Origin of the sequence: Pedobacter lithocola, from assembly GCF_042650845.1 — a bacterium.
Taxonomy (GTDB): domain Bacteria; phylum Bacteroidota; class Bacteroidia; order Sphingobacteriales; family Sphingobacteriaceae; genus Pedobacter; species Pedobacter lithocola.
In genome coordinates, this window is record NZ_JBHSBW010000007.1 from 600,464 (window position 1) to 618,259 (window position 17,796).

Genomic DNA, 17,796 nt, shown 5'->3' on the forward strand with positions numbered 1-17,796 from the left:
CGGTATTTTATAGGTAGTTAGAAAAAAGATTTAATTGATCTGGCTGATGAAGCGAAGGGTTAAAGCTGTAATTGTAACTTTCATTTAATTTATTATCAACATAATACAAAAATCCCTCTTCGTTTCTTGATGCAACACTTATGAATGTGTTTCCGGCTGATGCTTTAAATAAATTCTCTACCAAAGTTGGGTCGTTATTATCTTTCGATAAATGACTGAGCAGAAGATGGCTCATGTATTCTGGCTTATGGTTTTGAAATAATGCTAAAGCCTGGTGATTGGATAAATGGCCTCTGCCACTGGTAATTCTACGCTTTAAATGGTACGGATAATTGCCGCTTTCAAGCATTTGAGCATCATAATTGGCTTCTAAAAACGCGGCGTTGCAAGTTTTAAATTGAGAAATTAATCTGTCACAAACTGCTCCAATATCTGTAAAAACACCAACACGTACATCACTGCATTCAATAGTAAAGCTAAAGGGATCTGCAGCATCATGTAGTTTAGAAAATGCTGAAACCTTTAAATTTCCAATACAAATGGTATCTAAATGGTTAAAAGTAAAAACATTATTCTCGTTTAATATCAATCGGCTGTTGCGCAATGTATTATCCGTAATGTAAACCGGAAGATCATATTTCTTGGATAAAACCGAAAGTCCTTTTATATGATCGCCATGTTCGTGAGAAATAAAAATAGCTTTGATGTTCGACATCGACAAACCAAGTCTTGCCATCCTCTTTTCAACTTCTTTGCAAGAAATGCCAACATCAACAAGTACGGCTTCATTTTTATTGCCAACGTAATAGCAATTGCCGTTACTTCCAGAATTTATTGATGTAAAATATAATGCCATTTGAACATGCAAGGTAAACTTATTTAAGCTCGAAGGCAAAAATAGATTTTAACAATTCATTTAATTATTTAGTAAAGATGTGAGCGTATAAAACTCGTTACCATCGGTTACCAATGCTTCTGGTGAGAAATTTATGTGAATAAAATCAATATATTTGGTACTCGCTTTAATAAACTGTTGCAATATTTAGGATTGTTTATGGTTCGTGCTAACCAATATTTGTTTAATCCCTTGAACTGAAACATATAAAATTTTCAAGTTCTAAAAAGAAATTTATACAATGTTAAAATTAAAAGTAAGCCTTTCTTTAGTTTGTTTCTCTATCTTTTCTTCCATTTGTTTTGCTCAGGTTAGCTCCATACAAAATATTCAAGCCCGTAAAATTCAAAGCCTTAATGGCAAATGGAATTATATTATAGATCCTTACGAAAATGGCTATTACGATTACAGGCACCAACCTTACGACCAATCAAAAACCGGCACTGGTGGTTTCTTTGATGATAAAGAACAAAAAGATAAATCAGAATTGATTGAGTATAATTTTGACGGCTCTCCACAAATGAACGTTCCTGGCGATTGGAATTCTCAATCGGAAAAGTTAGAGCTTTACGAAGGAACCATATGGCTGCGTAGAAAATTTGATGCGCAACCACAAAAAGGAAAACGATATTTTATTTATTTCGGTGCGGTAAATTATGAAGCACATGTTTACCTGAATGGAAAAAAAATTGGTACTCATAAGGGTGGATTTACACCTTTTCAATTTGAAGTTACTGGGAAGTTAAAAGCAGGCAGCAATTCACTAGTTGTAAAAGCCGATAACACAAGAAAGCCAGATGAAATCCCGACCGTAAATACCGATTGGTGGAATTATGGTGGCATTACCCGCGATGTTTATTTAGCTGAATTGCCTGAACATTTTATTAGTGATTATAAATTACAGCTCGAAAAAGGCAGTAACAATTCGCTTAGCTTTTCATTAAAGTTAGCTGATGCTTTTGCAGGTCAGGAAGTTTCGCTAACCATACCCGAACTCAACTTAAAGAAGGATTATAAAACGGATAGCGAAGGTAAAATTAGTGAAGCTTTTATATGGAACAATTTATCGCTTTGGTCGCCAGAAAGTCCTAAACTTTATACTGTAAACATTAAATCTGCTAATGAAAATATTAATGATAAAATTGGCTTTAGAACTATAGAAGTAAAGGGCGATAGTATTTTGCTAAATGGAAAATCAGTTTTCTTTAGAGGAATTTCCATGCATGATGAAAATCCACTTCTTCAAGGTAGATTACGTTCGGAAGGCGACATGAGGATGATGTTGCAGTGGGCAAAGGATTTAAATTGCAACTACGTTCGTTTGGCTCACTACCCACATAATGAAGAAATGATGCGTTTGGCCGATGAAATGGGCTTGCTCGTTTGGGCTGAAGTTCCTGTTTACTGGACTATTAGCTGGGAAAATCCAGTTACTTACGCAAATGCTAAACAACAGTTGACCGATTTAATATCACGTGATAAAAACCGTGCTAGCGTTGTGGTTTGGTCTATAGGAAATGAAACGCCCTTAAGTGCACCTCGATTAAGCTTTATGAGTAACCTTGCCGAAACAGCTCGTTCTTTAGATGATACAAGGTTAGTTGCTGCGGCTTTAGAAGTTCATCGTGAAGGCAATACAATGATTTTGAACGACCCGTTAGGAGAAAAAATAGACTTGGTGAGTTTTAATGAATACGCTGGCTGGTATTTTGGTGGATCGCCAAGTGAAATTTTAAAATATGATTTCAACATTAAATACTATAAGCCCGTAGTAATTACTGAGTTTGGTGGCGATGCTTTAGGAGGTTTTCATGCGGATGAAAATACGCGTTGGAGTGAAGAATATCAGGAAGCTCTATACAAAAATCAATTAACCATGCTTAGCAAAATCCCAGCATTGAGAGGAATTATTCCATGGATTTTAACTGATTTCCGCTCACCAAGAAGGCAACATCCTGTTTATCAAAATTTCTGGAATCGAAAAGGTTTAATGAGTGAAACTGGCAAAAAGAAAAAAGCTTATTTTGTGCTTAAAAACTTTTATGATCAAATGCAGGAAAAATACAAATAAGAAATCTACATGCCGATTAATATTAATTTGTAGCTTTATTAAGAAGCAAATAATATCGATCATTTAATCGATTACAAATTAAATTGCTGATGAATATGATATTAGTTGAAAAAAAAAGCACTAATCGTCTATTTCACTCGTTGATCAACAAAAGTTAATCAGCTATTTTGTTATGAAATAATTTGTCCTACTACCGATATTTTAGTCCACTTTTGTAATCTTCAATATTGATTAATTGATTATGGAACAGAATACAAACCCCGGAAAGAAAATTTTAACACCTTCAGTAATTCATGATGATTTGCCAGAGGTTAAAAAACCAGAACATCTAAGGAAGGTTCCTACAAATAGTAATAATGAGTTGCCTGAAAACCCGGAGCGCAATTATCACCATGAAGAATTTCGTTCAATTAGTGGTACTCATGATGAAATTAAGCAAGCTGATGATGATGTTTGGAACGGAGAAGACGCTTAAGCAGAATTTATTTTAAAGGAATAGATAAAATTATATAAGAGAGTTTAAGTTACTACGGAGGTAATAAGTTAATATTTAAACACTTATAAAATCAATGAGATTCGGTTATATTAAATTGGGAAAATATTTATAATTTATTTCTGCTTATTGGTTAGAACTTCTATATTTGCACACGTTAAAAAAATGAGCCTCGGTAGCTCAGCTGGATAGAGCGTCGGTTTTCTAAACCGAGGGTCAGGGGTTCGAGTCCCTTCCGGGGTACAATTGCACATTTTAACGTGCATCTTCACATTAACACCGCCTGCATAATCTGCAAGCGGTTTTTTTTTGATAGAAATTTTCTATTAATTCAAATTAAAAGAACATTTAGGCAACATTTATTTCAATCCCAGATCAAATCTTTTTTATTAAAACGTTTGTCATTGTGTGGTACGAAGCAATCTGTAGGTACTATCTCCTTATTGGTTTAAATAACTTATTTAAAGAATTCGGTTAATGCTTTTTTGGTAATTAAAAAGGTACTATAAATATTAACCAAAAATAATTATTTGATTTATTTAAAATTAAATTTAGATTTGTCTAAAAATAAATTTAGATAAATATGAATCATTTGCGGTTTTCAATTTTTACAATTCTATTTGCTATCATTTCTAGTATCGCATTCGCACAATCAGGTGTGTTGAAAGGGAAAGTTACTTCAAGTATGGTTCCGAAGGAAAATGTAAGTGTTAGGCTTTTAAAATTAAATAAATCTGTAAAAAGTGATTTTGAAGGTCTTTATTTATTTGAAAACCTACCTTTTGGTACTTATGAAATTGTATTTTCTGCGGTAGGATATCAATCAAAAAAACAAAAAATAGTTATAGAAGGTGCTGAACAGATTTTGAATATAGATTTAGAGCAATCAGCTTCGAACTTGAACGAAGTTGTAATTACAGGTGTAAACCGAGCTACTGAATTGAGGAAAAGTCCGGTACCAATTGCTGTAATTTCTAAAAAGACTATGGACCAGAATGCGAATACGAATTTGATTGACGCTATTGTTAAAGGCATTCCTGGAGTATCCGCTGTAACAACCGGACCAAATGTTTCAAAACCATTTATCCGTGGTTTGGGCTACAATCGTGTTTTAACTTTATATGATGGTTTACGACAGGAGGGGCAACAATGGGGCGATGAGCATGGAATTGAAGTTGATGAGTACGGAGTAACCAGGGCGGAAGTTGTTAAAGGTCCGGCTAGTTTAACTTATGGATCAGATGCGTTAGCAGGCGTTATCAATATGATACCTTACCATCCAAACTTTGAAAATGGTAGATTAAAAGGAGATTTTACCATGAATTACCAAAGTAATAATGGCATGGCAGGTTCATCAATAGGTTTAGCATACATTAAAAACGATTGGAAATATATCTTCAGAGCTTCAGGTAAGACGGCTCATAATTATCGAAATAGCGTTGACGGATATGTTTATGGTACCGGTTTTAGAGAATATAATTTATCTGCAAGTGCAAGGATTGATAAAAAGTGGGGTTTTTCAAAAACATCGATTACTTATTACAACAATCTAATGGAAATACCTGATGGTAGTAGAGATTCATTAAGCAGGAGGTTTACCAGGCAAGTTTTAGACTTTGGTGATGATATTAAAAATAGGCCAATTGTACCAGAAACTGATTTGACCAGATATTCTATTAATCCGCTTCATCAACATATACAGCATTATCGGTTTTACAATACAAGCCAAATAAAGTTTAGTAATAGTGATTTAAACTTGTTAATCGGAGCACAGCAAAGTGTTCGAAGAGAATACAATCATCCAACAATGCCTGCGCAAGCTGGGTTATATGTGGTTTTAAATACGTTGAACTACGATTTGAAATACAATTTACCCGAGTTTTTGGGTGTTGAAAGTGCGATTGGTATAAATGGAATGTTTCAGGGAAATAGGAGTAAGGCTGCTACAGATTTTCCAATCCCTGATTATGATTTGTTTGATGTTGGTGCGTTTTATTTTGCAAAAAAATCTTTAGGCAAAGTTGATATATCGGGTGGTATCCGTTTAGATAGAAGGAATATTAAATGGAATGATTTTTATGTAGGTACGAATCCACAAACTGGTTTTGGGCAACAAGCTAATTCAACTAATCCAACTGCCGATTTACAATTTCCATCCTTTAATAAAAGTTATTACGGCTTATCTGGCAGTTTAGGTTTTACATACAACATTTCAGATAAATTACTTTTAAAGGCCAATTTAGCAAGAGGTTACAGAGCACCAAATATTACAGAAATAGGTTCTAATGGTTTAGATCCGGGTGCGCACATTGTTTATTTGGGGAACAGAACTTTCAAACCGGAATTTAATCTACAACAAGATATTGGATTAATTGCTTACTTAAAAGATGCTGATATTAGCTTCGAAGTTTTTAATAATAACATTCAAAACTATATATATCAATCTCGCTTAACCGATGCCGATGGAAATCCAGTAGTTATCGTTCCAGGAAATTTAACCTATCAATATCAGCAATCTAAAGCCAGATTATATGGTGCAGAATTTAGCCTGAATCTTCATCCTAGCCATTTAAAATGGTTGAGTTTTAATAATAGTTTATCTTATGTTGTGGGTTTAAATAAAAATGAAGAGCTATTAAATCAATTTGGTGAGGTGGCGAAATATTTACCCTTCATTCCTCCGTTACAACTTCGCTCAGAGTTAAAATTTACTTCGCAAGCATCAAAAGGTAGCTTTGATAAACCATATTTAAAGGTAGATGCTGCTTTTTCTGCAGAACAAAATCGTTTTTATGGCTTAGATAATACGGAGAGTTTTACGGCTGGTTATGCGCTATTCAATATGGGTTTGGGTTCTGGTATTAAATCCAAATCAGGTAAAACAGTATGTGATATTTTTATCCAATGTAATAATATTTTTGATAAAGCTTACCAATCAAACCTTAACAGATTAAAATATTTTGAATACTATTCAGCTTCTCCAAACGGACGGTCGGGTATTTACAATATGGGTAGAAACTTTAGTTTTAAAGTGATTGTGCCGATTTAATCAATGCCTTGGATTGTTATTGTAAAATTAAGTTTCTTGCATCTATTTTGAACCTGGGTTTTATTAGCAATTTATTTAGACCATTAAGACATTAGGCTAAGTGGGATATATGCTGCGCAAATGTATTTAAGGTTCATCTTCACATTAAATGGCATGTTAAGGTTATTAAATGCGAAGCTTAGAAATATTTTTTACGATGTAAAATAAATCCACATTTTATAAATTTTTATATCTTTAAATATGGATTCTGTAAGCGAGCAACGATTAAATATTTTAAGGCAATCTATTGGTAAGGTGATTGATTCTTCGCCTTCAAATTTTATGAATTGGCTGGCTCCAATATTGGTTCAAGCGGAAAACGGCAAATTAATTTGCCAATATAGCATCCGGAAGGAAATGACAAATCCTTATCAAATACTGCATGGTGGAGTAACTGCTGCCATTATTGACGACCTTATTGGTGCAACAATATTTACAATGGGTTTAGAAAGCCGTTTTACTACGGTAAGCAATTATATAGATTATTTTGCGCCTGCAAACGAAGGGGATGAAGTAGTTGCCGAGACAACCGTAATTAAAAAGGGAAGGACGATAATAAATTTGCAATGTGAAGTATATTTACCTTCAAAAAATCGTTTAATAGCAAAGGGTTATTCAAATATGTTAAGTATAGGTTAAGGCTTGGTGTTTAATGGTATAAAAATTTGATAATTCCTTTAACTTAACAAAACATTCTGTTTTCTAAGTTGTTATACCTTTACCAAAAATAATATGAGCCATGTTAACAGATTACTCACCCCTGCAATTTATTGTTCGAGGCAAAATCTTTAAAGGATTTTGTATGCGTATCAACGACGATTTTCATGAAACTTATGCCGTAGTTTTGGATGGTTATCATTCCTTTTGTATTTGGATGGATAATAAATCTGAAAAATGGTGTGCATCTAAAAATGTCGCGATTGAACCAGATGCTATTGATGAAATTATCAATAGAATCTCCTTGCCCGCTTAAATGCGCTCCCATTAAATTTAATGCTCATAACAAAAAATCCTTTATTGATATATCCGTAAAGGATTTTTTATTTTAAACGATTTTTACCCAAAAAATAAGTAACATACACCAATTGCTGTACACACGCCAACCAAATCTGCTAATAGCATAGCGCCAATAGCATATCTCGTATTTTTTATTTGAACTGAACCAAAATAAACAGCTACTACATAAAAAGTGGTATCAGATGCACCCTGGAAAACCCCAGATAACCTACTTGCAAAAGAATCTGCTCCGTAAGTTTCCATTGTACTAACCATCATCCCTCTTGCCGCACCACCGCTTAACGGCCTTATTAAGGCTGTTGGCAGTCCTTCAACAAATCTTGTATCTGTTCCTAAATAAACGAAAACACTTTTTATTCCGTTAATAACAACATCAAATGTGCCGCTGGTGCGTAGTAAACTTATGGCTACTAACATCCCTACCAGATACGGAATGATGTTTATTGCAGTTTTGAAACCATCTTTGGCACCATCAATAAAGGCATCAAAAACATCAATTTTTTTATAAAGCGCTCCAAGTATGATGATAAAAAAGATGAATAAAATTAAGCCATTGCTCAATAAACCAGAAAAGGATTGAATACCTGCGGCATTTAAAGATCTAATGTAAAGCACCAGACTGGCTATGATAAGTGATAAACCTAATATCCAGCCAATTACAACGGGTTGAAATAAATTAATTTGTTGTTTAAATGATACGATTAACATCGCTGCCATAGTACCTACAAAGGTTACAATAAGGCAAGGAATAAAGACATCTGTCGGGTTTGATGCATTTTGTGAAGCACGTATTGCAATTACACTTACCGGAATTAAACTTAAACCTGCAGCGTGAAGGCATAAAAACATGATTTGCGCATTCGAAGCTGTATCTTTTGCAGGGTTAAGTTCTTGCAAGCTTTCCATCGCTTTTAAACCAAAAGGAGTTGCAGCATTATCAAGTCCTAATAAATTTGCTGAGAAATTCATTATCATGTGACCCATCGATGGGTGACCTTTTGGAATATCTGGAAATAATTTTGAAAAAAACGGGCCAACAATTCTAGATAGTAAACGAATTCCACCAGCTTTTTCAGCGATGCTCATTAAGCCCATAAACAAAGCCAAAATTCCAATTAATTTTAAGCAAAGTTCTACTGAAACCCAGCAAGTTTGAATAATACCATCTAATTTTAAAGGGTTGGCAGCATCATCGGCTTTCCCAATTACCATCCAGTTAAATATGTCGGTTTGCCCGAAAAAGAAACATTTAATGCTTGCTACAACAATTGCTACTATTATAAATGCCGACCAGATTCTACTTAATGCCATTCAGGTTGTTTAGTTTAGAATTGTAAAATAGCTTTTTTTTCCGGAGACCGAAAAGTAGGAGGTCAGAATTTAGAAAGTCTATGCACTATAAACCTCCGAAATTCTGACCCCTGACTATCTAGGGTTTATCATCTGTTAATTCAAAACCCCAGGTTTTTCCTTTTTCAGTTGCTGGTACTCCAGTTGTCATCCAAGCCGGGGCTTTAGCACCTTTTAAGTAATGGTCAAAAAACTGTTGTTCGCGAATTTGAATGTCTTTACGATTTTGGCGTTGAACTAAATTATGTGCTTCACCATTGTAATTCAGCATCCAAACAGGCTTGCCTAAACGGCGTAAACCTGTAAACATTTCAATTCCTTGGTACCAAGGCACAGCTCCATCGGCATCGTTAGCCATTACCACAACTGGTGTATTTACTTTTGGAAACATAAAAAGGGGTGAGTTTTCTATGTACAATTCTGGTTTTTCCCACAAGGTAGCGCCAATACGGCTTTGTGTTTTTTCGTATTGAAATTGTCTGTTCATACCACTTTCCCAACGAATACCACCATAGGCGGATGTCATATTAACAACCGGTGCACCAGCCCAAGCTGCTGCATACATGTTATTTTGAGTAATTAAATAAGCAACTTGGTAACCGCCCCAACTTTGGCCTTGAATACCAATTTTGCTTCCATCAACCCAACTGTTTTTCTTCAAATTTTCTACACCCGAATTAATAAATTCTACAGCAGATTGACCTGGATAACCTTTTGTGTACGTGATGTCTGGTGCGAAAACCAAATAGCCATTGCTTACAAAAAATGAAATATTTAACCGTGATGGTGTAGGTGCAGGTGCCTGATAGGTGTATAATCCATCTGATAATTTTTCATAGAAATAAACAATCATTGGGTATTTTTTCGATGGATCAAAATTTTCAGGTTTGTATAAAATTCCTTCTGATGAATAACCTTTTGGAGTTGTCCATTTTACCAATTCTGCAGTTCCCCAGTTATAACTTGCTTGCTGAGGATTTGTGCTCGTTAATTTTGTTTCGGTTTTAAAATCGGTAGTTACATAAACATCATTCGAGGCTACATAATTTCCCTTATCAAAAATGTAAACATCAGCATCTTTAGCTTTCAAAAGATTAGAATATTTCACTTTGCCCATTATAACCAATTCAGGATTTTTAACCGTTCCAACATTTTTACGATAAAAACCATTTTCTTTGGTTACCGTGTTGAAACCATCTAACCAAACCAATTCATTTGCTTTCACAAATTTTGTATCGGCACCACGTTCAAAACGGTTATCTTGTTGGGTTCTTTCATATCTTAAAGTGATTTTGTTATCGCGACCAAAGTTATTTGTAATGTTTTTGGCTGCCGATTTACCATCTGGCGAAAACGACCAAATATCGTATCTGTCGTAAATTAAAACTGCTTTATCATCTTCGGTCCAAGTGGCAATTCCGTATGATTTTGGTGTATCAGGAACATCGTTTTCTTCATCGGCAAATTTAACATTCATGCCTTCGTTTAGCTGTGTAATTTTACCCGAAGCAACATTGTAGGTGAACCAATTGGAAGTGTTTTCATCAAAATAAATTACGTAATTTCCAGCAGGAGAAGCCATGGCATTGCCATTTAACTTTTCGATTATTTTTTTGCGTTGACCAGTTTTAGTATCAACCAAGAAATAATCCTTTAGCGTTGTACCACTCCATTGCGATTCTATTCTACGACCAAAATCTGTTGAAGCTAATACAAAGTTCGCATTTCCGTCGCTCACCATGTTGGCATCAGGCAAGTTTAAATCCGTTAAAGGAACAACTTTAGGGTCGCTGCTAAAAACATCAATAGCTGCTAAATAACTTCTTTTGCTTTCTCTATCGGCATTTTTAAGTTGCATTGGTTGCAAATAATCATCTTTATAATTCCAAACATCAACCTTGGCAACTTCAAAATCTACAATTGTAGTATCTTTTGGTTTCTTAATTGGTGCAATGCCAAAAAATAATTTTTTGCCGTCTTTACTAAATGAAACCCTGCCTTCACCGCTAACCGACCACTTTGCTGGCAAGCCCGGCATGTCATAATCTACAATGGTTTGGGCTGTATCTAACGTTAAAGAGTTGTAGTAAACATTAAAGTTTTTAATTTCTTTTTTCTCGGGATCTTGTTCACCAACAAATGCCAAATGTTCACTATCTTCATCAAAAGTAAAACCTTTAAAACTTCCCTTTCCTTTAACTAATGTTTTTACTGTTCCTTTTTCAGTATTTAAAAGAAAAACACCTTGGGCAGCTGCTTTATCTTTTTTCGAACCACTACTTGCAAAAACCAGTTGTTTTCCATCTTTGCTAAAAGCGTAATCTGTAACGTATTTATAAATTTTATCTTCTCCGGTTAGCAAATTTTTAACTATCAAATCAGTGCCTTCATCTTTTTTTGGTCCGCCAGCTGGTTCATCATCGGCGAAGTCAACATCATCATCTTTTTTAGGCGACGGAGCTGTTGCTTTTTTAGCCGTATCCAATTTATCTAGCTGATATGCTAAATAAACAAAACCAGTTTCTGGCATTTTAAATGATTTTACCCTTGCAACTTTAGTTACTGTGTTGCTGGTTAAATTAGCAATACCTAAAGTATCTTTTGGCATAGCATCTGGCTTGGTTTTTTTAATCTTTGCCTGACGTAAATCTTTATAATATGGTTTAATTAAGAATGCGGCATATTTTGAATCGTTACTAAACTGACCGATAGATGCTCTTGGGATGGTTAGTTTAGCGTTTGTTTTTAAATTGCTAATGTATAATGTTGCATCTCCTTCTTGCTGCACAACACTGTATAAAGCCGTTTGGCCATTATTTGATAGTTGCTTGGTACCTACCGATTCCCAGGAATCATAAACCTTATGATCCAATGGTTTTTTTTGTGCGTAGGTAAAGCTGACAACGAAAAGCAGAATGATGGTTAATCTTTTTTGCATTTTAAGAATTGATTAATTTGTTTGTTGAGATTCAGTTTATAAAAATTGTAATTTTTTAGCTGATTAGAAAGGATGTATGCCAAATATTACAAAATATCGGATTTTAAATAAGTAATAAATAAAAAACCCGAATGCAATTTAAGCATTCGGGTTTTTTAATAATCAATAATTCTTTTTTAGAATGTTATTTTTTTCCTTTTGCAGGTAATTGCTGCTGTTGTTGACGCATGTAATCATCTAAACGTTGTTGAAATTTAGATTTCTTCTTTTTCTCATCAGCTGGTCTGGCTTTATTTTGCTGAATTAAAGCATGAATTTTATCATCATCAACCATTTTACGGATTAAAAACTGCTGACCGAAAGTCATTAAGTTGGCTAAGAAATAATAATAGTTTAATCCTGATGGATAGCTATTTAATACACCCAAGAAAATTACCGGCATAATGTAACCAATGTATTTCATTTGCCCTGTAGCACCTGAAACCTGATTGTTAAAATACGTCATGATAAGTGTAGAGATGGTCATCAATACACACATTAAACTTAAGTGGTCGCCAATAAATGGAATTTTAACGCCAAAACGGATAAATTCATCATAAGTAGATAAGTCTTTCATCCAAAGGAAACTTTCTTGTCTAAGCTCGAATAAATTCGGGAAGAAGAAGAAAAATGCCATAACCAATGGAAGTTGTAGAACCATAGGTAAACAACCGCCGAGTGGATTTACCCCGGCCTTCTTGTATAATTTTAAATATTCTTGTTGAACTAACGTAGGGTTATCTTCACCAACTTTAGCTTTAATTTCATCCATTTCAGGCTTTAAAACCCTCATTTTAGCCATCGATAGATATGACTTATAAGTTAATGGTGAAAGTGCAAGTTTTAATAAAATTGTAAGTGCGAAAATAATTAAACCATAGTTCCAGCCGAAACCATTTAAAAAGTTGAATACCGGTAATACTATAAAACGGTTAACGTATTTTAATGGCCAGTAACCCATATCTACTTGTTGCTCCAAATCGTAACCCTGAGCTTTTAAAGCTGAGAATTTGTTTGTGCCAAAATAGAATTCCATTTGGTAGGCTTGGTTAGTTAAATGTGTATAGGGCAATTGCATATTTGCACCATAAAATTTAATCTGACCAGGTGTGGTTGGTATTTTAACTTCTAAACTTCCTTTTTCAAATGCTTGCTTAGAAATTAAGGTTGCCGAGAAAAAGTGTTGTTTAAAGGAAACCCACTGAATTTTACCTTTAGTTAATTCTTCTTTCTCATCTTTAGAAACACTTAGATGATCGACATCACCATCGGCGTATTTATAATATGGAGCAGAGTAACGGTGTTCACTTTCAATTGATTTTTCTTGTTGAAGCAAAGTTGCCTCCCAATTTAAACCGATGGTGTTGCCAGATATAACTTGTTGTAAACCAACCAAATTAACGTTAAATGCAACTTTATTACTTAAAGCCTTTAAATCGTAAGTAAATTCTACATAAGCATTAGCGCCATAATTTGCACGCATGGCTACTGTACTTCCTGCTTTAGTTGGCGTAAAGTATAAATCATTTGTATTGATAACTTTTCCAGCAGCGTTTAAATTTAAGCCGAATTTATTTGCTCCACCATCAAAAAGAATTAATGGTTTGCCATCAAAAGTTTTCTGACCTTTAATTTGTACCGATAATATTTTACCGCCTTTATTGGTTAGCGTAATTAGCAGGTTTTCATTTTCTAAAACAGTTTTAGCTTCTGTGCCTGCAATAGCTGTTCCGAATGGACCTTTTAATGCAAGTGAATCAACTACAGGACTTGTAGGCGTTGCTTTAATTACAGTATCTTTTGGCGCTACAACAACACCTGCTTTTTTTAGAGAATCTATTTTTTCAGTTTCTTTGGCTTTTTTTAGTTCTGCTTCACTTGGTCTGAAGAAGTAGAATGATCCGCCCAAGATGATCATAATCAGGAATAATCCTGTAAAGGTATTTCTATCCATTATTAAATTTTATGCTGCCGTTAATTTGTTTTTTTTAGCATACTCCATTGCAGCGGCCACAAATTTAACAAAAAGTGGGTGAGGATTTGCTACTGTTGATTTTAATTCGGGGTGGAACTGTCCGCCTACGAAAAAAGGGTGGTTTTTTAATTCAATAATTTCTACTAGGCCAGATTCCGGATTCATACCCGAGGCAATCATTCCAGCATCTTCATATTGCTTTAAATAGTCGTTATTAAATTCGTAACGATGGCGGTGACGCTCGTTAATGTGCTGTTTGCCATAAATTGCAAATGCTTTTGTGCCTTTTTTGATATCGCATGGATACGAGCCCAAACGCATAGTACCACCTTTATTTGTTATCTTTTTTTGCTCTTCCATCATGTTAATAACAGGATTTTTAGCATTTTCTTCAATTTCAACGGTATGGGCATCTTTTAAACCCAATACATTACGCCCGTATTCAATAACGGCACATTGCATGCCTAAGCAAATACCGAAGAAAGGAATATTATTTTCGCGAACGAATTTAATGGCATCAATTTTACCTTCGATACCTCGGCTACCAAAACCTGGCGCAACTAAAACACCTTGCAAATGCCCAAGCTTTTCTTTCACATTATCTGGAAAAATTCCTTCAGAGTGGATGTACTCAACTCTAACCTTGCATTCGTTTTTCGAACCTGCATGCACGAAGGATTCAATGATAGATTTATAGGCATCAGGTAACTCTACATATTTACCAATCAAGCCAATTTTAACATCGGCAGTTGGGTTTTTTAACCTGCCAAGAAAGTCTTTCCAACTTTCCATATCAGGTTCGTTTTTAGTCGGAAGTTTTAATTTAGCTAAAACTGTTTTATCTAATTGTTCTTTTAACATCAGCAAAGGCACATCGTAAATTGTAGATGCATCCATAGATTCGATTACTGCATTAACGTTAACGTTACAAAAAAGTGCAATTTTTTTTCTGATGTCTTGAGAAATATGATGTTCGGTACGGCAAACCAGAATATCCGGCTGAATTCCATATTCTAACAATGCTTTAACAGAGTGCTGAGTAGGTTTAGTTTTTAATTCACCAGCCGCTGCTAAATACGGAACAAGCGTTAAGTGAATTACAATAGCATTGCTACTGCCTTGTTCCCATTTAAACTGACGAACAGCTTCGATAAAAGGTAAAGATTCGATATCGCCGACAGTACCACCAAGTTCAGTAATTACGATGTCGTAATCTCCACTTTCACCTAAAATGCGCATATTACGCTTAATTTCATCGGTAATGTGTGGTACAACCTGCACTGTTTTGCCCAAATATTCGCCTTTACGCTCTTTATTAATAACGTTTTGATAAATGCGACCTGTAGTAATGTTGTTTGCCTGAGAAGTTGGTACGTTAAGAAAACGTTCGTAATGGCCTAAATCTAAATCTGTTTCAGCGCCATCTTCGGTAACAAAGCATTCGCCATGTTCATAAGGATTTAAAGTTCCTGGGTCGATATTAATGTACGGATCGAATTTTTGAATGGTTACACGATAACCTCGTGCCTGTAAAAGTTTAGCTAAAGAAGCGGAAATGATGCCCTTACCCAAAGAGGAAGTAACACCGCCCGTAACAAAAATATACTTAGTCATGTTTCTGAATTTATGCAACAAAGGCAAATAAATGTTGCTTTTTGTACGGGGTACAAAGGTAGTAAAAATACCCGTTTGCACAGAAATAAAACTAGGTAATTTTAAATATGATAATGTTGTGTGATTGAGGAAATTAGTTGAAAATCTATCCTAAGTTATTTCTTTTGTAAAGCAACTGCAGTAAATTTTATTAATGTTTATCCCGATTTTCGCTAAATCTTTTTGCTGAGTGTTTTTGCTGAAATGGAAGTTAGGAGCGCCAAAAAGGATATCGCTTCAACCGGATTTAATTAACTCAATTCATTGCAATTTACTGCGGCTGCATTGTGCCAAATCACTAGCTTATAAATAATTTCTTTAATTTATCTATTCGTCTTTTATTTTCTTGCTGCAGCAACGATGGATATAAATTCATTAAAGTGTTAACAAACATCAACAATAATGCTAATAAAAAATAACCATGAAGAACTTTAAAAATTGCAAATATGGTTAAGCATATAAAAGCAATTAAATGATTTATTTCAGCAAAAGTCATTTCCTTTCTTAGATTCTCCAACTCGTTGAGTTCCATTTTTCTTTTCATTTTTAAGTTGGGATTAAAAAATTTGAAGAAAGTATTTTTTACAATCCATTTAATTAAATAGACTCCAATTAGTTTGTTCAGTCTGGTGCTTTTGATAAAATTAAGATTGATTAGATGTTTGTTGTAAAAGGTTGTTTTATTTAAAAAAGCGTTTATAATCATCCCAACAATCCAAGAAAGAAATGTTAGGGAGATGCTTAATGTTAGATATCGTATCACTTAAAATAAAGCTTGATGTCAATTATGGCCAATAATTTTAACAACATTTATAATAAATTTTCACCTTTTGTTCTTTCTCACTCCAAGCGATATAAAGATTGTCTTCTTTACCTAGGCGGTATTTAAAACCATTTAAACCCGATTTCTTTAATTCTTCATAGAGTGCCTTATCTGGGGCGTTATTATCAGCCTTATCATCAGGCATTACAGCGGGCTCTAAGAAATTATCGTCGCTAAAGAAATTGCTGGTTATGGTTTTAAGAAAAATAATCTGGTCTTTTTCTTTTGATAAATCAATATTTGGGTCTGTATTTCCTACTAAATCTGTTCCTTTTAATTCTGTATTGTATATCTCTTTACCCTCGGCATTTGTAATGGTAAAATGGAGCATCATGTCTTCAGGCTTTCTGCCAATAAGTTCTATTTTAAACGTGTCTACAGTTTTAAAACTCGAAAAGGATTTGGTTATGCTAGAATTAACATTTTTAAACTCGATGGAATCGCCCTCTGTTTTGCTATTATTTGTACAGGCAGAAATCATCAAAATAGAAATGAGAAGCAGAAAGCATAATTTTTTCATGATAAACTAGAATATTCCCCAAAATAGTAAAATTTTGACGAACAAATTTGTCCTAATTATAATTATTGACTAGAAATTTTGAGTAATTGATTAAAACGGAACTGTTTAACATATTTTATAAATACCATAACGAGCATAACAATTATAGAAATTTTCTCTATTACTCTAATTTTAAGGCTTTTAACAGCTTGTTTAGTTTTTTGAGGTCTTCTGGTGTATCTATTGCAACGGTTTCTAAATCGGTAACTTTAGTTTGAATGTAAAATCCATTTTCTATCCAACGCAATTGCTCAAGGCTTTCGGCTATTTCTAATGATGATGGAGGAAGTTTAGTAATGGCTTTAAGTGATTCTGTTCTGTAACCGTAAATGCCTATGTGTTTGTAAAATTTATGCTTTTCTGCCCAAACGCCGGGCTCGCCATTTCTTATAAAGGGAATAGGGCTGCGACTAAAATACATTGCTCTGCCATTTACATCAATCACCACTTTCGGACTATTAGGATTATAAATGCTTTCTTGGCTTTCAATAGGTTTAATTAGCGTAGCCAATTGTACTTTTGCTTCTGTAAAACAGCTTACTAATAAATCAATTTGGGCAGGTTCTATAAATGGTTCATCTCCTTGAATGTTAATTACAACTTCAAAATCAGGCAAATTTTCAATAACCTCAGCGCATCTATCTGTTCCACTTTGATGTTGTGATGCCGTAAAAATATACTCGCCACCAAATTTTTTAACCTCATCAGCAATGCGTTCATCATCTGTAGCAATGACCACTTTAGATAAACTTTGCGATTTACAAGCCTGTTCATACACACGCTGAATCATGCTTTTTCCAGCAATATCAACCAACGGTTTGCCAGGAAATCGGGTAGAAGCAAAACGGGCTGGAATGATTCCAATAACCTTTATATTTTTTGATGTAGCGTTATC

Annotated in this window: 13 protein-coding genes and 1 tRNA gene; 6 read left to right on the forward strand and 8 right to left on the reverse strand. The window is 34.4% G+C overall.

Annotation, left to right across the window (positions count from 1 at the left end; all coding sequences use genetic code 11):
- Positions 1-7: 7 nt before the first annotated feature.
- The gene (locus tag ACFOWA_RS04910; protein ID WP_378982359.1) at positions 8-856 is read right to left on the reverse strand and encodes an MBL fold metallo-hydrolase; all 849 of its coding nucleotides are present in this window, start codon (positions 854-856) and stop codon (positions 8-10) included.
- 280 nt (positions 857-1,136) lie between these two features.
- On the opposite strand from ACFOWA_RS04910, the gene ACFOWA_RS04915 reads away from it, so the two are divergent.
- The 6 genes from ACFOWA_RS04915 to ACFOWA_RS04940 all read left to right on the forward strand — a co-directional run bounded on the left by ACFOWA_RS04915 (position 1,137) and on the right by ACFOWA_RS04940 (position 7,520).
- A complete protein-coding gene (locus ACFOWA_RS04915) occupies positions 1,137-2,966 on the forward strand; it encodes a glycoside hydrolase family 2 protein (protein WP_378982361.1) in 1,830 nt (609 codons plus the stop codon).
- Between the two features lie 241 nt (positions 2,967-3,207).
- On the forward strand, positions 3,208-3,441 hold the full coding sequence (locus ACFOWA_RS04920; RefSeq protein WP_378982363.1) for a hypothetical protein: 234 nt from the start codon (positions 3,208-3,210) through the stop codon (positions 3,439-3,441).
- A 187-nt stretch (positions 3,442-3,628) separates the two neighbouring features.
- A tRNA-Arg gene (locus tag ACFOWA_RS04925) sits at positions 3,629-3,702 on the forward strand.
- Between the two features lie 340 nt (positions 3,703-4,042).
- A complete protein-coding gene (locus ACFOWA_RS04930) occupies positions 4,043-6,508 on the forward strand; it encodes a TonB-dependent receptor (protein WP_378982365.1) in 2,466 nt (821 codons plus the stop codon).
- Positions 6,509-6,748: 240 nt separating this feature from the next.
- The gene (locus ACFOWA_RS04935) at positions 6,749-7,186 is read left to right on the forward strand and encodes a PaaI family thioesterase (RefSeq protein WP_378982367.1); all 438 of its coding nucleotides are present in this window, start codon (positions 6,749-6,751) and stop codon (positions 7,184-7,186) included.
- A gap of 163 nt (positions 7,187-7,349) precedes the next feature.
- Positions 7,350-7,520 carry a hypothetical protein gene (locus tag ACFOWA_RS04940; RefSeq protein ID WP_378982369.1) on the forward strand — a complete coding sequence of 57 codons (171 nt, stop codon included), beginning with the start codon at positions 7,350-7,352 and terminating at the stop codon, positions 7,518-7,520.
- Positions 7,521-7,603: 83 nt separating this feature from the next.
- Here ACFOWA_RS04940 and ACFOWA_RS04945 read toward each other — a convergent pair whose 3' ends face one another.
- From ACFOWA_RS04945 to kdsB, 7 genes are all read right to left on the reverse strand, one after another.
- Positions 7,604-8,875: a nucleoside recognition domain-containing protein gene (locus tag ACFOWA_RS04945; RefSeq protein ID WP_378982371.1), complete on the reverse strand. Its 1,272-nt coding sequence runs from the start codon at positions 8,873-8,875 to the stop codon at positions 7,604-7,606.
- A 118-nt stretch (positions 8,876-8,993) separates the two neighbouring features.
- A complete protein-coding gene (locus ACFOWA_RS04950) occupies positions 8,994-11,852 on the reverse strand; it encodes a S9 family peptidase (protein WP_378982373.1) in 2,859 nt (952 codons plus the stop codon).
- A gap of 184 nt (positions 11,853-12,036) precedes the next feature.
- The gene (gene yidC, locus ACFOWA_RS04955) at positions 12,037-13,845 is read right to left on the reverse strand and encodes a membrane protein insertase YidC (protein ID WP_378982375.1); all 1,809 of its coding nucleotides are present in this window, start codon (positions 13,843-13,845) and stop codon (positions 12,037-12,039) included.
- Between the two features lie 9 nt (positions 13,846-13,854).
- Positions 13,855-15,480 (reverse strand): CTP synthase, encoded by a 1,626-nt coding sequence (locus ACFOWA_RS04960; RefSeq protein ID WP_378982377.1) that lies wholly within the window; start codon positions 15,478-15,480, stop codon positions 13,855-13,857.
- A 337-nt stretch (positions 15,481-15,817) separates the two neighbouring features.
- On the reverse strand, positions 15,818-16,225 hold the full coding sequence (locus ACFOWA_RS04965; RefSeq protein ID WP_378984120.1) for a glycosyl-4,4'-diaponeurosporenoate acyltransferase CrtO family protein: 408 nt from the start codon (positions 16,223-16,225) through the stop codon (positions 15,818-15,820).
- Positions 16,226-16,319: 94 nt separating this feature from the next.
- On the reverse strand, positions 16,320-16,862 hold the full coding sequence (locus ACFOWA_RS04970) for a hypothetical protein (protein ID WP_378982379.1): 543 nt from the start codon (positions 16,860-16,862) through the stop codon (positions 16,320-16,322).
- A 160-nt stretch (positions 16,863-17,022) separates the two neighbouring features.
- Positions 17,023-17,775 carry a 3-deoxy-manno-octulosonate cytidylyltransferase gene (gene kdsB / locus ACFOWA_RS04975; RefSeq protein ID WP_378984122.1) on the reverse strand — a complete coding sequence of 251 codons (753 nt, stop codon included), beginning with the start codon at positions 17,773-17,775 and terminating at the stop codon, positions 17,023-17,025.
- Positions 17,776-17,796: the final 21 nt, after the last annotated feature.

Excerpts from the sequence above, each read along its gene's own strand:
- ACFOWA_RS04910 (WP_378982359.1), bottom strand. The coding sequence starts at position 856 with ATGGCATTATATTTTACATCAATAAATTCTGGAAGTAACGGCAATTGC.
- ACFOWA_RS04915 (WP_378982361.1), top strand. The coding sequence starts at position 1,137 with ATGTTAAAATTAAAAGTAAGCCTTTCTTTAGTTTGTTTCTCTATCTTT.
- ACFOWA_RS04920 (WP_378982363.1), top strand. The coding sequence starts at position 3,208 with ATGGAACAGAATACAAACCCCGGAAAGAAAATTTTAACACCTTCAGTA.
- ACFOWA_RS04930 (WP_378982365.1), top strand. The coding sequence starts at position 4,043 with ATGAATCATTTGCGGTTTTCAATTTTTACAATTCTATTTGCTATCATT.
- ACFOWA_RS04935 (WP_378982367.1), top strand. The coding sequence starts at position 6,749 with ATGGATTCTGTAAGCGAGCAACGATTAAATATTTTAAGGCAATCTATT.
- ACFOWA_RS04940 (WP_378982369.1), top strand. The coding sequence starts at position 7,350 with ATGCGTATCAACGACGATTTTCATGAAACTTATGCCGTAGTTTTGGAT.
- ACFOWA_RS04945 (WP_378982371.1), bottom strand. The coding sequence starts at position 8,875 with ATGGCATTAAGTAGAATCTGGTCGGCATTTATAATAGTAGCAATTGTT.
- ACFOWA_RS04950 (WP_378982373.1), bottom strand. The coding sequence starts at position 11,852 with ATGCAAAAAAGATTAACCATCATTCTGCTTTTCGTTGTCAGCTTTACC.
- yidC (WP_378982375.1), bottom strand. The coding sequence starts at position 13,845 with ATGGATAGAAATACCTTTACAGGATTATTCCTGATTATGATCATCTTG.
- ACFOWA_RS04960 (WP_378982377.1), bottom strand. The coding sequence starts at position 15,480 with ATGACTAAGTATATTTTTGTTACGGGCGGTGTTACTTCCTCTTTGGGT.
- ACFOWA_RS04965 (WP_378984120.1), bottom strand. The coding sequence starts at position 16,225 with ATGATTATAAACGCTTTTTTAAATAAAACAACCTTTTACAACAAACAT.
- ACFOWA_RS04970 (WP_378982379.1), bottom strand. The coding sequence starts at position 16,862 with ATGAAAAAATTATGCTTTCTGCTTCTCATTTCTATTTTGATGATTTCT.